Genomic DNA, 15,083 nt, shown 5'->3' with positions numbered 1-15,083 from the left:
TTACCATAAAAGAATCATTATGAAAGGAATCAATGATTTAAAACATCGAAAACTACTGGCGCTCTCCCTGAATTTTCAGGGAGAAATTAAGCATGATATCGATGCAACTGTGCTTTTTGCCTTGGGTAAAGAGCTTAACGACCTGAATCAACTTTATAGTCAATATCAAGAAGTATTACAACAGTTGGAAATATTGGTCAGGGAATATGAAGTAAAAGAACGCAATATTCGTTCCGGCATATTATCGCGTTCCCTTCGTAAGCTTGTTAGAGAAGGACAAACCGGAGTTGATCTCCGTACCGTGATCAATTCTTTCAATTCCTGCGCACGCTGAAGAACGAATAGGTATTTATTCCAGTTTTTCTAATGGGGATTTATTTCTACAGGAATCGTTTCATAACTGCTACCCAGATATTGATGAGCATTTGAATTGGCTTTGTTGTTTTTATCAAGAGCGATTTTAGCTTGAGGTTTATGTGCATTGATCGTATTCAACACTTCCTCAATAAGTGGATCTTGTATATTGCCTATAGGCACCAGTGGTAAAAAATCAAATTCATTTATAGGCTTTTGTGGTAGAATTCCCGCATTGTAGTTCCCTTGGTCCAATTTGTTATAAATTTTATAAACCATTGGGATTAAATGCCAGCTGCGCTCTACGCCATGTATTTCTTCTGGTGTAGATATGGTGGTAGAAGCCATGTCTTTTCCATAGGTTTTATCGCCAACCTGAATAACCTGTACGTAAGGGTGCAATCCATTAATGAGCATTTCGGAGGCGGAAGCTGTGTTTGGACCCGTTAGGATATATATTCTATTTAGTCCCAGGCCCTCTTTTAAAACTTCTTTGGCAATAAAAGAATAACCCTCTGGCTGTCTTTGTAGCGTAGCTGAAAAAGAGTCCTCCAGCTTTTTGATGTTTTTGTTTCCCTGATATTTCGCAAAGATGTCATTTTCCTTAATATTAGCGAACAATAGCGCACAAAATGAAGCAAAAGCAACTTGTCCGCCAGGGTTATAGCGTAAATCAACAATAAGATCCTTTATCTGTTTGGATTTAAAATTTTGTACAGCTTCCAATAATGAATAAGCACCGCTGAAGTCAAATTGACTTAAAAAAATGTAACCTACTGTGGGAGACGACGAGATAATCTTAGACATATAAACAACAGGTTGTGAAATATAGGAGGAGGGTAGAATAAATATTTTCCCATCTATCCGCTTCAGATTGATTGCAGGCAAATGAAAGGATTTATTTATCAGAGCTTTCATATTACTCTTATCCAAAAGCTCGTTGTTCATATAGGATAAACTATCACCACGTTTTAGACCCAGTAAATCTGCTTCACTAAATGGAACCACCTGAGTTACGACTTGGATAGTACCTGTTGCAACCTGTAGCTGCACCATATCAAAGCCAAAAGTATTTGTCAAGGTATTACCGTAGGTGTCGCTGTTCAGGGTTTGCATAATCATTGAATAATGGTCATCTTGAAACAAGATACTTTTGAAGAATAGATCCGGACGTTGCTGATAATCGTTTGTTGTTCTGATTTTAGTATTCCAGTAATAATACTGTCGCATTTGATCCAGAGTCCAGTGATTGATGGCCTCATTTGAGCCGGGCTCTTTCAACGAGTCTTCTTTTTCACAGGAGAAAAGAATCACTGAAAAAAGGGTTAAAACAATACGATTTGATTTCCACATTTTTTAAAATCTTAACGACATAAAAATACGTATTATCGAAATGATATTGGCGTTATCTTTATGTTGTTCAAATGTTTATTTGGTTTAAACAACTTATCAAAGCATTCATATTGCGATGTTTTTATTTCATAAAAAAAGGCTACTCTATATAGAGTAGCCTTTATATACCTGATGTTAAAATCTACTAATATATTGTAAACTCAACACGACGGTTTTGTTGGCGACCTTCTGCAGTTTTGTTAGATGCAATAGGTTGGTTTGGACCGTAACCAGTAGCTTCAATACGAGAAGGGTTAGCGCCTTTAGATACTAAATAAGCTTTTACTGATTCAGCACGCTCTTTAGATAATCTTAAGTTCAATTGTAATGAACCTGTATTATCCGTGTGACCAGCTAATTTTAAACTGAAATCTTTTTCAATTAATAAAGCAGCAACTCGATCTAAAGAATTGTATGAAGTAGAACGGATAACTGATTTACCAGTTTCGAATTCTAAGTTTTTAATTGCTTCATCAACAGTTCTTCTATCCGTCTCTGTGATAACTTTCTCTACAATTTTAGTTTCATTTTTAACAAGAATTGGACAACCAGCACCATCTACTTGAACACCTGAAGGCGTACCTGGACATTTGTCAAATTTGTTAGCAACACCATCGCCATCATCATCTTGTAAGTCAGCATTCAATGACTCAACTTTAGATTGTAATGCTTTATTAGCAGCATCTAGTGCATCACGTTGTGCTTTTAACTCATCATATTTTGCAGAATAATCATTTACTAACGTTGCAACAGGGTTTGAATTATTCAAAGTAGGTTTCGAACCATCTCCTAAAGCAATCTCTAAACCAGCATGTGCATACGAGAATAAATCATTTTTGAAGGTAGGCTTTGGATCCACTGCTGGATTAGATCCATCAAACTTCTGATTTGCCCAGTTCAACTGGTACCCTAAATCTAAATTAATCCCTTTTGCAATGGCGAATTTCAATCCGAAATCAGCAGGAACAAATAACTTCGATTGAGAATCATATGTAGTGCTTGTTGACCCCATCGTTACTGTAGCCTCAGAATTTAATACCCCAATACCTAATGATACATAAGGTTTGATAAAACTGTTGAAAAATCTCCAGTTGGTATTAGCCATTGTCCACTCTCCAGATAAAGCTGCCGACCAAGGTGTTTTAGTTTCGAAAGATTGTGAACCATCATCATATGCTCCACCAACTTTACCGCCTAAATAAGAAGCTTTAAATCCAAAAGAAGGAGATATTTGTTTCTTAATGTATGCCGAATAACCAACATTGTGATCTAAATCATTGTAATCCTTACGGTTGAAACCAAAAATATTAGTTTGATTTAAAACCCCAGCACCAATACCGATAGACCAAGTTCTGTATTGGGTAGATGGTCCTAGCGGTGTAGTGCCCTCTATAGAACCAACTTTTGCATTTTGTGCAAATGAAGCAGATGCCAATAATCCAGCTGCTACTAATAATCCACTTTTCTTAAGGTTAATCTTCATATTATTTAAATTTGATTTTAAATTTCTTCATAGTGCTCTAGACAATAATGTTGCCAAATATTGGACGTCTGTTAGAATCTGAGTTACATTTATCCCTTCTTGTAGACAATTGTCTACTTTGCCATTTTATTAATTTTTTAAAAAAAATGCCATAATGTATACTATAATTAACATTACAGCGTTAGATTGTACTTTATTTAGGAATATTGCTATTCGGATTCGTTTTGCCAAAGAAGTTAGGAATAACAATCCCCATAGCCATTTCTTTGATTATATTTTCATTAAACAAGTTCTGAAAAAATGTTTTACGGCTCTTTGTTATTAAAATAATATCAATATTTTCATCGCGAATCATCGTTTGTATTCCATTCGCAATTTTCTCAGCAGAATTTGCAAAATGACTTCTGTTTTTTACGGTATATGAAACGTCGTCAATACCCGTTTCTGTAATGATATTGTCTATCCATTCCGTAAGTTTTTTATCCAGTATTTTAATATCAACCTCTTGTTTATTAATATGAATCAATAATAGATGAAATTTACTACCAAAGACAGGAATCGCCTGTTTTAACACCTCTAATTCACCTGGTTTAAAATTCGTTAACAAAGCAATCGTATCTTTTTTATATGCGGTTGCATTAGCAGGTATCGCTAAAATTGGAGTTTGTGAATCACGGATTACATCATAAGTATTACTCCCTATTAATACAGACTCTAATCCAGAGGCACCCTTTGTACCCATAACAACAACTTTATACTGATTTCTTGCCGTTTCTTTACTAATAACTTCAGCAAGAATCCCTTCATCGAAAAGTTGGCTTATGACCAAAGTAGGCCATTTTTCTTTTACCACGCCGACAAGTTGATTGAGTTGTTCCTCAGATTCCTTTATAGTTGGATCAACAATGTGTTCCCCATGGACCATAAAATTGGCGTATTTGTTTACATGTCGGGTGTAAACATGTAAGAAAACAAGTTCATCTTGATTTTCAAGAGCAATTTCTCTTGCGTATCGTGCAGCAATAATCGAGTTTTCAGAAAAGTCGATCGGAACTAATATTTTGCCCATAATAATTAAGCTTTAGAAAAAAATGTTGGAATAATAGGATGATGAATGATTTGTTTGGCGACAGATTTTTTGAACAATCTTTCAAAAAATGACTTACGTGTTTTCGTGATCAATACAACATCGATTTCTTCATCTTTGATGATATCATTGATTACCTCAGGAATAGTGTCCAATTCTTCTACATCAGTTTGTATAGAATCTACTTCTATATCCACATCGGTTATTTCAGTGTGCTTTTTGATTTGATATTTCCAAATTTCTAGTTTATCCTCAATGTCAGATTCAGACTCCGAATGGTAGTGTACGTGAATGATCTGTACTTTGACATCAGATCCGAATATTTTGATGTATTCATTTAATGTATCCAATTCAGCATATTTAAAATTGGACAATAAACCTATTTTCTTAATATCTTTTGTTTGGTAATTAAAGGGGATCGCAATAACGGGAATATTACTTTTCTGACTAACAGCATATGTTGTACTGCCCACTATCACACTGGTATCATCTGTTTTACCCTTAGTACCCATGATAATAGCCGAATAAGTAGTGTTTTTCGTTTCTTTCAACAGGGACTCCGTAATAATGCCGCGCTCACATTTTGACGTGAAAACGATAGTAGGATTATTGGCCTTTAGTTTCTCGATTAAATCAGCCATTAAAACATCTGCTTTGAAATTATCATCAGAACTATCACTGTTTACATCATCAAAAGTACTGGACGAAACGGTATAGTTATGATATAAATGAATATCAAACCCTCTTTTTTTTGCCAAATCAATTGCAAATTGAACAGCCGTGTTGGCGTTCTCTGAAAAATCAATCGGGACTAAAATTTTATTGCTCATGTTGTTTGGTAATTAATTTTATTACGTACACTTTCTTTAATTAATAATGATATAATTTCATCATTGTAGCTTAACACATTTTGTATCGGTTAAGTTTGTTTTTGACTGTTGTAAAGATATTTTTTCCAAAGATCTAAACATGTGCTTAATTTAATGAAATAAAGTGATTTTAAGCACAAATTTAAATAAGACGTATCACCACCATTAATTTTCCTTATTCCTATTGTAGAGTGAAATTGAATTATTCCTAAAAATAGTCAAAATTTATTTTATTTCATGACACTTTTAGTACATTATTATGAACTAAAAGACATCCGTCTAATTGCATAACGAGGCAATTTTAAGTAAGTTTGCAACATCATAATTAGACAATTAGATTTTCAATGACAAGTAGAGAAATTCGTCAGGCTTTTTTGGATTTTTTCAAAAGTAAAGGACACCAAATCGTACCATCTGCACCAGTTGTGGTGAAAAATGACCCCACATTGATGTTTACAAACGCGGGAATGAATCAGTTTAAAGATTTATTTTTAGGCGAAGCCGCCATTAAATTTCCACGTGTCGCCGATACACAGCGTTGTTTACGTGTTTCTGGTAAGCATAATGATTTGGAAGAAGTAGGTATTGATACCTACCACCATACCTTATTTGAAATGTTGGGCAATTGGAGCTTTGGCGATTATTTCAAAAAAGAGGCTATTCAGTGGGCTTGGGAGTTATTTACTGATGTATACAAATTAGATAAAGACCGTCTTTACGTGACGATTTTCGAAGGTGATGATTCAGAAGGACTAGCAAAGGATACTGAAGCCTATGATTTTTGGAAAGCTTTAATCGCTGAAGATCGTATTCTATTAGGAAATAAAAAAGATAATTTTTGGGAAATGGGAGAGACAGGACCATGTGGTCCATGTTCCGAAATCCATTACGATATGCGTACGCAAGAAGAACGTCAAGAAGTAGCAGGACAGTCACTTGTTAATGCCGATCATCCGCAGGTTATTGAAGTATGGAATTTGGTTTTCATGCAGTTCAACCGTCTAAAAGATGGTTCATTACAACCTTTACCAGCAAAACATGTGGATACAGGAATGGGTTTTGAGCGTTTGGTACGTTCTATTCAAGGGAAAACATCTAACTATGATACCGATGTTTTTCAGCCTACTATTCAGTTCATCTCTCAAAAAGCCGGGATAGCTTATGGTGCGGATGAGAAAACAGATATTGCAATGCGTGTAGTTGCAGACCATATCCGGGCGATTAGTTTTGCCATTGCCGATGGTCAGCTACCTTCTAATAATAAAGCTGGTTATGTAATCCGTCGTATTTTACGTCGTGCAGTGCGTTATGCGTATACCTTCCTAAATTTCAAAACACCATTCATCAATGAGCTAGTCCCTTTGTTGGCGGCACAGTTTGATGGTGTATTTAACGAATTGAAAGCACAGGAAAGTTTTGTTCAAAAAGTAATCTTAGAAGAGGAAGTATCTTTCTTAAGAACTCTAGTCACAGGAGTACAGCGTTTCGAAAATTATGCTGAATCAAATACAACTGTTGATGGTGATTTTGCATTTGAATTATATGATACTTATGGCTTTCCAATAGACTTGACCGAGTTACTAGCGAGAGAGAAAAATCTTTCCGTTGATATGGTCGGTTTTAATAAAGCATTGCAGATCCAAAAAGACCGTTCACGTGCAGCAACTGCCATTGATACAGGAGACTGGATTTTAGTCAATGAAGATGAAGGCTTTGAATTTGTTGGATACGATACACTAAGTGCAAAAACAGAAATTGTAAAATACCGTAAAGTTTCAGCAAAAGGAAAAGACCAATTTCAATTGGTTTTATCGGTCACACCTTTTTATGCAGAAGGTGGTGGTCAGGTCGGTGACACTGGAGTTTTGATTTCTGAAGCTACAGGTGAGAAGATATTTGTAACCGATACAAAAAAGGAAAATGGGTTGTTCGTACATTTTATAGATATCCTCCCACAAAGTTTTGCAGGCCTTTTTGTAGCTCAAGTCGATCAGGCAAAAAGACAAGATACAGAGAATAACCACTCTGCGACGCATTTATTGCACGCTGCATTAAAGCAGGTATTAGGCGATCATGTGAATCAAAAAGGTTCCTTAGTAAATGATGATATTTTACGTTTTGATGTTTCTCACTTCTCTAAAGTAACAGAAGAGGAAATCAAACAAGTCGAAGATATTGTCAATGCTAAGATTCGTGAAAATATTGCATTGAAAGAAGAACGCAATATTCCTTACCAACAAGCATTAGATTCAGGAGTAACTGCGTTGTTTGGTGAAAAATATGGCGATTATGTGCGTGTCATTACTTTTGATGATCAATTTTCAAAAGAACTATGTGGTGGTACGCATGTTAAAGCTACCGGTCAGATCGGTTTCTTTAAGATTACATCAGAGTCTGCCGTTGCAGCAGGTGTACGTCGTATCGAAGCGATTACAGGAACGAAATCTGCAGCAGTGATCCGTGAACATTTTGAATTAGTTGACCAAATCAAAGGGTTATTAAATAATCCAAAAGACTTTGTTGCTGCAATGGGTAAAATTGTGGACGAAAACAGTGCTTTGAAAAAGGAAATTGAAAAAACGATTATTGAAAAATCATTAGCGTTAAAATCAGACCTAGAAAGCAAATTACAACAAGTAGGTGATGTTAATTTCTTAGCCACAGTTGTTGATTTGCCAAACGCAGAGGCTGTAAAGACCTTAGCTTACGCATTAAAAGGAGCCGTTAATAACTTATTCTTAGTAATAGGAGCTGACTTTGACGGTAAACCAAGTTTGACCGTTGTCATCTCAGATGAATTAGCAAAATCAAAAGGCTTGAATGCTGGAAATATTATCCGGGATTTGGCAAAAGACATCCAAGGTGGTGGTGGAGGACAGCCGTTCTTTGCGACAGCCGGAGGAAAAAATAGTGCCGGATTACAAACAGCGATAGATAGAGCAATAGAATTTATAAAATAAAACGAATATGATGAAGCAGACGTTGCTAGTGGTGGGTTGTTTATTTTTATTTCTAATCGGATGTAAAAATAAAGATGAGTTTACAATTTCTGGCCAAATTGAAAATCCAGGAAATATTAAAGTAATATCGTTATACGAAGGCGAAAGAAAATTGGACTCCATGTTTTTTGGAGACAAAAATGCCTTTCAATTTAAAAGACCTACAAGTCAGGCGCGTCTATTATCACTTCGTGTAGGTAAAAATCGTTATGATTTAATTGCTTCACCAGGAGAGGACATTGTTTTCAAGGCAGATCTTCAGAAAGATGTTAACGATTATCAATTAGAGGGCTCTGAGTTGTCATCATCGATTCAGAGTTTCTCAAAAATGAGAAATCGACGTGATGCAGTTCGCGATTCCTTACAGGCAGATTTTGCGAAGAAATCCATCACAGCTGATGTGGATGATATTGAAAATCTGCGTAGTGAGTACAAACAAAAGTTTACAGAGCAATTGCAGTACTATACAAAAGCAGCAGTAGATTTTGCTGAACAGCACGATGATATCGCTGGATTTTATGCCATCAGTACACTAGATCCGGAAATTGCAGAAGCTGAAATTATAACCTATGCCGATAAGATAAAAGATAAGTTCTTAGATAATGGCTATGTTACCCAATTTAAAGAAGAAACAAATAAACTGAGAAAGTTGGCTGTAGGTCAACCAGCTCCAGACTTTGAATCGTTCACACCTAACAATAAATCGATAAAGTTATCAGATTTCAAAGGTAAATATGTGTTGTTGGATTTTTGGGCGTCATGGTGTATGCCCTGTCGTCAAGAAAATCCGAATATTGTCAAATTATATAATCAGTACAAAGGAAAAGGGTTTGACGTTTTCGGAGTATCTCTTGATGATAATCCCGGACCATGGATGCGTGCCATAGCAGACGATCAGTTACAATGGACGCAGGCATCTGATTTAAAAGCATGGGGATCCGTTGTTGTTGGTCTGTATCGAATAACAGGAATACCGGCCTCTTATGTCTTAAATCCAGAAGGCTTGATCATTGCTAAAAACCTACGCGGTAAAGAATTGGAAGATTTTTTAAAGAAAACTTTAAAATAGCGCAAATTAAATATTAACTTTCGGAATGTTACTTAACAATTTAATAACACTTCGTTAATGTTTTGTTGTCATTTTGTTCATAATTTAGCAAAAAAAAAAGATGAGCATTGCAAAGCAAAAAATATTAGTAGTTGATGACGAGCAGGATATTCTAGAATTAATTGCTTTTAATTTAAAGCGCGAAGGATATCAAGTATCAACTGCCTCGAATGGTCACGAAGCTATCAATGTAGCAAAGGATATTAATCCAGATCTTATTATTTTGGATGTTATGATGCCTAAAATGGATGGTATCGAAGCTTGCCGACTAATGCGTGCCATGCCAGAGTTTAAAAATACATTTATGGTGTTTTTAACGGCTAGAAGTGAGGAGTATTCTGAGATTGCAGGTTTCCATGTTGGAGCCGATGATTATATTGCAAAGCCTATCAAGCCTCGTGCTTTGATGAGCCGTATTAATGCCATTCTAAGAAGAAATGTCTCGGAAGAAGCAGCACGATCACAAGATAAATTAGAGATTATGGATCTGGTGATTGATCGTGATTCTTTTTTAGTGTACCGTGGAGAACAAAAAATTGTACTTGCAAAAAAAGAATTTGAATTGATGTACTTATTGGCATCAAAACCAAATAAAGTTTTTACAAGAGAACAAATTTTGAAAAGCATTTGGGAAGATTCAGTTGTTGTTACCAACAGAACAATAGATGTACACATCAGAAAGCTTAGAGAAAAAATTGGTGAAGATTATGTAACCACCGTTAAAGGTGTTGGATACAAATTTGATGTAGCTTAGAAATTACAGAAATATCATAACAGAAAAGGGCTGTATCATCATGATACAGCCCTTTTCTGTAAAAAATCAGTTTCTAAATCCCATTTAAACAATTAACGTTCGATCTTCTCGAACAATTTATTCTTAAGATTAGCGCGATAGTCCAGGATATAGGTATTCCGTTCGATAGTCAGGATAATAAAACAACTATCTTTTCCGTTACTCAGAATCGTTGCGTTCCCGCCATCAGAAAGCTTAAAAATACCTTTTCTAACCTTTCCCATTTCAAAACCCTCAATCTTACCCACAATAGTGGGCATTTTTTCAATAGTAATAGCTTTTATTTGATTACGATCAATAGCAATAGCATATGGACCAGAAGTATATATTTTATTTCCTTTAATAGTAACGTTAACCTCAGCCAACCCAATACCGATACCCGCCATAATCGCGATGATGATCATCAAGCCAAATGTCAATATAGCCCAAGACCATTTGTTAGGTTTATAATAACCAATAGATTTATAAATAATAAAAAATACACCAATTAAGGGAAACAAAACACTATAAATGATAAAAATTAGCGGGTTCTTAACACAGGCAGAAATCAGTAAACCAATAATCAGATACGATACACCCAAAAGGAGGAAAGATCTTTTAAAAAATTTAAGAAAATTAACGAGATCAAAATGATTACGTTCCTTCTCAGGAAGCATATTGTATCCACTTAATAAGTACTTCGCATTCTCTTTATTAATAATAAGTCCGATCAATATTAAGATAAAAGAAAGTAAATACAACATGTTTATTTCCATTGTTAGATGAATTGTTTAATGAGCGAATAGTTTTGTTTAACAAATCCGATTTAGGAAAATTGATTATAACATAATATGATCTTGTATCATAATAGGGCTATCCCTATTAAAGGGTAAAGCAACTTAATATACAAAAATTTAATAGTATTTCAAACTCATAAAATATGCAAGCAAGCATCCAATTGTGTATTTTTAGGCTGTAAATATTCAAATGCTTATATTTGTATATCATATTAAACATTACCATCATCCATGTCAACAATACTTATAAAATCTGCACAAATCGTTAATGAAGGGAAGATTACCACTTCAGATGTCTATATCAGTAATGGCCGTATCGAGATGATCGCCGCAGAGATTAACCACCCTGCCGATAGAGAGATTAATGCCGAAGGATTACACCTTTTACCCGGATTAATTGACGATCAAGTACACTTTCGTGAACCAGGATTGACGCACAAAGCTGATATCTGGCATGAAAGCCGTGCCGCAGTGGCGGGAGGTACAACATCATTTATGGAGATGCCCAATACAGTACCCAATACTTTAACACAATCTTTGTTACAAGATAAGTACGATATCGCCTCTCAAAATGCTTTAGCCAACTACTCATTTTTTATGGGTGCAGCCAATGATAATCTGGAAGAAGTACTCAAAACAAACCCTCGTGATGTCTGTGGTGTCAAAGTATTCATGGGATCATCAACTGGTAATATGTTGGTAGACAATGAGCGTGCATTGGAACAGATATTTGCTAACTCGCCCACATTAGTAGCCACACACTGCGAAGATGAAGCCACTATCCAGGAAAACCTTGCTATATATAAAGAGAAATATGGCGAAGCAGGATTGACAATAGATATGCATCCCCTTATTCGTTCGGCAGAAGCTTGCTACATCTCATCCTCCAAAGCTGTAGAATTAGCGAAAAAGAACAATACCCGCTTACATATTCTGCACATCTCTACTGCTAAAGAAATCGGACTATTCAGAAATGACATTCCATTGGCAGAAAAATTAATTACAGCTGAAGCATGTATTCACCATATGTGGTTCTCCGATGTCGATTACAAGACAAAAGGTAATTTTATCAAATGGAATCCAGCTGTTAAAACAGCAGATGATAGAGATGCCATTGTAAAAGCGGTATTGGATGGACATATCGATGTAATTGCTACCGATCATGCCCCACATACCATTGCTGAAAAGACACAAGCTTATAGCGCAGCACCATCTGGAGGGCCATTGGTACAGCATGCATTACAAGCTTTATTGGACATGTACCATGAGGGCAAGATCACTTTAGAGCAGATCGTTCAAAAGTCAGCACACAATACAGCAATTTGCTTCCAGATTGAGGAACGTGGATTTATTCGTGAAGGCTATTGGGCAGATTTAGTACTGGTAGATTTAAATAAACCTTATACTGTTACAAAATCAAATATACTGTCAAAATGTGGCTGGTCTCCATTTGAAGATCATACCTTTAAATCTTCTATCGAGCACACCATTGTATCAGGACAATTAGCCTATTCCAAAGGGAGCTTGATCGAGTACGGCTCTGGTAGACGTTTATTATTTAACAGATAATCATGATCATCCAGGACTATGGATAAAAGAACATTTTTAAAATCCTTAGGCTTAGTCGCAACAGGAATACCTGCACTATCATTTGCAAAGGAAGATTTCTTTGAAACAAAAGCAGATCAAAAGAAATTACTAGCTCAAGTATTGCGCAAAGGAGATACCATCGGATTAATAGCTCCTGCGGGAGTTATTGATACCGAAGAAGCCATTGTTATGACCCGCGAAATTTTTGAAAACTTTGGTTTCAAAATCAAAGAAGGAAAACATATCCGAAGTAGATATGGTAATTTTGCAGGAAAAGATGAAGAGCGCCTAGCCGATATCCACAGCATGTTTGCAGACAAAGAAGTGAAAGCGATTGTCTGTATACGCGGAGGAGCAGGAGCATCCCGTTTATTACCACATATTGATTATCAACTCATCGCCAATAACCCCAAAGTATTATTAGGTTATAGCGATATTACTGCACTGATCATGGCCTTCTATAAAAAGACCGGTTTAATATCCTTTCACGGCGCAGTCGGTATCAGTACATGGAGTAATACCGTTGCTAAAAATTTTGAAAATCAATTTTTCCTTAATCAGCCGACACAATTTGCAAACCCAACAGAAAAAGGCGATAACTTTATCCAGTACAAAGAGCGGATCACGACCTTAAACTCAGGACAAGCAACAGGTACACTACTAGGAGGAAACCTGACATTGCTCAGTGGGTTATGCGGGTCAGCCTATTTGCCAGATTTTAAAAATGCCATACTCTTCCTAGAAGAAGTAGATGAAAATATAGAGCGCGTGGACCGGATGTTCTGTCAATTAAAATTAGCAGGAATTTTGGATCAGATCAAAGGTTTCGTCTTTGGTAAGTGTACGGACTGTGGGCCAGCAGGAGGTTATGGTTCTCTTACGCTCGAACAGGTATTGAACGATTATATCAAACCGCTCGGGATTCCTGCTTATTCAGGAGCCATGATCGGACATATTGCCAATCAATTTATATTACCGGTAGGAGCACAGGTCAAAATAGATGCCGACAAAGGAACCATTACACTTTTAGAGAAAGTACTAAAAGATTAAATCGATGAAAATTATCCCCCTGATGAAAATTATCTTCTTTTTGATCTTCGTTACTTCGGGAATTACAATTTCTGCCCAAACCATGAATTTAAATAAAAATGATTTTGATGAAGCCTATTCATCCTATAAAGAAACCACGTTAACAAAACGTAGATTTAAACATTCGACTGTAGTCGATCTCATCAATAAGCATCAGGAGGCATCAACCCTAAAGATTGATCAGATCGGACTGTCAGTTCAAAAAAGATCGATCTATAAATTAACCTACGGTCAGGGAAAAAAGAAAGTAATGCTGTGGTCGCAGATGCATGGCGATGAACCGACCGCAACCATGGCCCTTTTTGACCTGTTTAATTTTCTTGAAGGAAAAGATAGCAGATTTCAAAGCTTAAGGGAAATATTAAAATCAAACTTAGAAGTGCATTTTATCCCTATGCTCAACCCAGATGGAGCTGAAATCTATACAAGAAGAAATGCGCAGCACATTGATCTGAATCGGGATGCCAGAGATACCGCAACACCAGAAGGTAAGCTATTAAGAAATCAGGCAGAAATGATCAAACCACAATTTGGCTTTAATCTACATGATCAGAATATCTATTATAACGTTCCGGGAACTAAAACTCCGGTTACCATTTCCCTTTTAGCACCAGCATATAATTGGGAGCGCGAAGTCAATGAAGTGCGTGGTAATGCAATGAAGATCATAGCTGGTATGAATCAGCTGCTTCAAGACTATATCCCAGGAGCCATTGCCAAATATGATGATGAACACTCACCAAGAGCATTTGGAGATAGCTTTCAGCAATGGGGTGCAAGCACCATACTGATCGAATCAGGAGCTTTTGCTGGAGATCCGGAAAAACAGGAAATTAGAAAATTGAATTTTATTCTGATTCTTAATTCCTTACTGCAAATCGCCCAGGACAGTTATCAGCAATTTTCAATCTCAGAATACCAGCAGATACCATTCAACGCCTCGCAGCTGCACGATGTGATCCTTCGTCGGGTGACCACAATATCACATGGTCTTCCTCTGAAAGTAGATATTGCTATCCGAAGAGATGAGATTACCGAGGGGGAAGATTACTATACAAAAGGATATATTGAAGACATTGGAGATCTTCATGACTTTTATGGGTACGATGATCTGGATCTGACAGATTTCGAATTTGTAGAAGCTAAAGTTTACGAAAAGGAATTTTATCGCCTGAGTGATCTTGAAAACGTTGATATAAAAGCATTACTGAAGCAAGGATATGCCGGTGTAAAGATAAATGCATCCGAGCCCAAAGTACTACATCATTTAACCATCAATGTACTATCTAAAAGCAAGTTGAGTACGATCAGAACATTAAGTCTTGGTAAAGAAGCAAATTTTTTCTTAAAGAAGAATGAAGAAATTCAATACGCTGTTATCAATGGTTATCTCATTGATTTGAATCATGAGTTGCCACGAAATATGAAACAGATTGTTCGGTAGTTTGGTTAGTTAGTTAGTTAGTTAGTTAGTTAGTTAGTTAGTTAGTTAGTTAGTTAGTTAGTTAGTTAGTTAGTTAGTTAGTTAGTTAGTTAGTTAGTT

Annotated in this window: 12 protein-coding genes; 7 read left to right on the top strand and 5 right to left on the bottom strand. The window is 36.1% G+C overall.

Features of this window, described 5'->3' with window-relative positions; all coding sequences use genetic code 11:
- Positions 1-19 precede the first annotated feature (19 nt).
- Entirely contained in the window at positions 20-334 is a 315-nt protein-coding gene (locus EDF66_RS19415; protein ID WP_132844456.1) for a hypothetical protein, read from the top strand.
- Between the two features lie 29 nt (positions 335-363).
- Here EDF66_RS19415 and EDF66_RS19410 read toward each other — a convergent pair whose 3' ends face one another.
- From EDF66_RS19410 to EDF66_RS19395, 4 genes are all read right to left on the bottom strand, one after another.
- Complete coding sequence (locus EDF66_RS19410) at positions 364-1,707, bottom strand: S41 family peptidase (protein ID WP_132844454.1); 1,344 nt, start codon at positions 1,705-1,707, stop codon at positions 364-366.
- A 184-nt stretch (positions 1,708-1,891) separates the two neighbouring features.
- The gene (locus tag EDF66_RS19405; protein WP_132844452.1) at positions 1,892-3,229 is read right to left on the bottom strand and encodes an OmpA family protein; all 1,338 of its coding nucleotides are present in this window, start codon (positions 3,227-3,229) and stop codon (positions 1,892-1,894) included.
- 193 nt (positions 3,230-3,422) lie between these two features.
- Positions 3,423-4,298 carry a universal stress protein gene (locus EDF66_RS19400; RefSeq protein ID WP_132844450.1) on the bottom strand — a complete coding sequence of 292 codons (876 nt, stop codon included), beginning with the start codon at positions 4,296-4,298 and terminating at the stop codon, positions 3,423-3,425.
- A gap of 5 nt (positions 4,299-4,303) precedes the next feature.
- Positions 4,304-5,146: a universal stress protein gene (locus EDF66_RS19395; protein ID WP_021191118.1), complete on the bottom strand. Its 843-nt coding sequence runs from the start codon at positions 5,144-5,146 to the stop codon at positions 4,304-4,306.
- Between the two features lie 383 nt (positions 5,147-5,529).
- Between EDF66_RS19395 and alaS the strand changes: the two genes are divergently transcribed.
- The 3 genes from alaS (at position 5,530) to EDF66_RS19380 (ending at position 10,046) form a co-directional block, all read left to right on the top strand.
- Positions 5,530-8,145 (top strand): alanine--tRNA ligase, encoded by a 2,616-nt coding sequence (gene alaS / locus EDF66_RS19390; RefSeq protein ID WP_132844449.1) that lies wholly within the window; start codon positions 5,530-5,532, stop codon positions 8,143-8,145.
- A gap of 7 nt (positions 8,146-8,152) precedes the next feature.
- Positions 8,153-9,253 carry a TlpA family protein disulfide reductase gene (locus EDF66_RS19385; RefSeq protein ID WP_237682888.1) on the top strand — a complete coding sequence of 367 codons (1,101 nt, stop codon included), beginning with the start codon at positions 8,153-8,155 and terminating at the stop codon, positions 9,251-9,253.
- A 100-nt stretch (positions 9,254-9,353) separates the two neighbouring features.
- The gene (locus tag EDF66_RS19380; RefSeq protein ID WP_132844447.1) at positions 9,354-10,046 is read left to right on the top strand and encodes a response regulator transcription factor; all 693 of its coding nucleotides are present in this window, start codon (positions 9,354-9,356) and stop codon (positions 10,044-10,046) included.
- 92 nt (positions 10,047-10,138) lie between these two features.
- On the opposite strand, the gene EDF66_RS19375 is transcribed toward EDF66_RS19380, so the two are convergent.
- On the bottom strand, positions 10,139-10,828 hold the full coding sequence (locus EDF66_RS19375; RefSeq protein ID WP_207898694.1) for a DUF3784 domain-containing protein: 690 nt from the start codon (positions 10,826-10,828) through the stop codon (positions 10,139-10,141).
- 264 nt (positions 10,829-11,092) lie between these two features.
- Here EDF66_RS19375 and EDF66_RS19370 point away from each other — a divergent pair, with 264 nt between their 5' ends.
- Genes EDF66_RS19370 through EDF66_RS19360 form a run of 3 tightly spaced genes read left to right on the top strand, consistent with a single transcriptional unit; the run spans position 11,093 to position 14,984 of the window.
- Positions 11,093-12,430 carry a dihydroorotase gene (locus tag EDF66_RS19370; protein ID WP_021189426.1) on the top strand — a complete coding sequence of 446 codons (1,338 nt, stop codon included), beginning with the start codon at positions 11,093-11,095 and terminating at the stop codon, positions 12,428-12,430.
- A gap of 18 nt (positions 12,431-12,448) precedes the next feature.
- A complete protein-coding gene (locus EDF66_RS19365) occupies positions 12,449-13,501 on the top strand; it encodes an LD-carboxypeptidase (protein WP_132844444.1) in 1,053 nt (350 codons plus the stop codon).
- A 4-nt stretch (positions 13,502-13,505) separates the two neighbouring features.
- The gene (locus EDF66_RS19360) at positions 13,506-14,984 is read left to right on the top strand and encodes a M14 family zinc carboxypeptidase (RefSeq protein WP_243656094.1); all 1,479 of its coding nucleotides are present in this window, start codon (positions 13,506-13,508) and stop codon (positions 14,982-14,984) included.
- Positions 14,985-15,083 lie beyond the last annotated feature (99 nt).

The sequence above is a fragment of the Sphingobacterium sp. JUb20 genome (genome assembly GCF_004342035.1).
GTDB lineage: Bacteria > Bacteroidota > Bacteroidia > Sphingobacteriales > Sphingobacteriaceae > Sphingobacterium > Sphingobacterium anhuiense.
This window is presented reverse-complemented; position numbering and strand designations above follow the sequence as displayed.

What these genes read in the sequence shown, in the direction of transcription:
- EDF66_RS19405 (WP_132844452.1), bottom strand. Translation starts at nt 3,229, where the DNA reads ATGAAGATTAACCTTAAGAAAAGTGGATTATTAGTAGCAGCTGGATTA.
- EDF66_RS19375 (WP_207898694.1), bottom strand. Translation starts at nt 10,828, where the DNA reads ATGTTGTATTTACTTTCTTTTATCTTAATATTGATCGGACTTATTATT.
- EDF66_RS19365 (WP_132844444.1), top strand. Translation starts at nt 12,449, where the DNA reads ATGGATAAAAGAACATTTTTAAAATCCTTAGGCTTAGTCGCAACAGGA.
- EDF66_RS19360 (WP_243656094.1), top strand. Translation starts at nt 13,506, where the DNA reads ATGAAAATTATCCCCCTGATGAAAATTATCTTCTTTTTGATCTTCGTT.
- EDF66_RS19370 (WP_021189426.1), top strand. Translation starts at nt 11,093, where the DNA reads ATGTCAACAATACTTATAAAATCTGCACAAATCGTTAATGAAGGGAAG.
- EDF66_RS19400 (WP_132844450.1), bottom strand. Translation starts at nt 4,298, where the DNA reads ATGGGCAAAATATTAGTTCCGATCGACTTTTCTGAAAACTCGATTATT.
- EDF66_RS19380 (WP_132844447.1), top strand. Translation starts at nt 9,354, where the DNA reads ATGAGCATTGCAAAGCAAAAAATATTAGTAGTTGATGACGAGCAGGAT.
- EDF66_RS19385 (WP_237682888.1), top strand. Translation starts at nt 8,153, where the DNA reads ATGATGAAGCAGACGTTGCTAGTGGTGGGTTGTTTATTTTTATTTCTA.
- EDF66_RS19410 (WP_132844454.1), bottom strand. Translation starts at nt 1,707, where the DNA reads ATGTGGAAATCAAATCGTATTGTTTTAACCCTTTTTTCAGTGATTCTT.
- EDF66_RS19395 (WP_021191118.1), bottom strand. Translation starts at nt 5,146, where the DNA reads ATGAGCAATAAAATTTTAGTCCCGATTGATTTTTCAGAGAACGCCAAC.
- alaS (WP_132844449.1), top strand. Translation starts at nt 5,530, where the DNA reads ATGACAAGTAGAGAAATTCGTCAGGCTTTTTTGGATTTTTTCAAAAGT.
- EDF66_RS19415 (WP_132844456.1), top strand. Translation starts at nt 20, where the DNA reads ATGAAAGGAATCAATGATTTAAAACATCGAAAACTACTGGCGCTCTCC.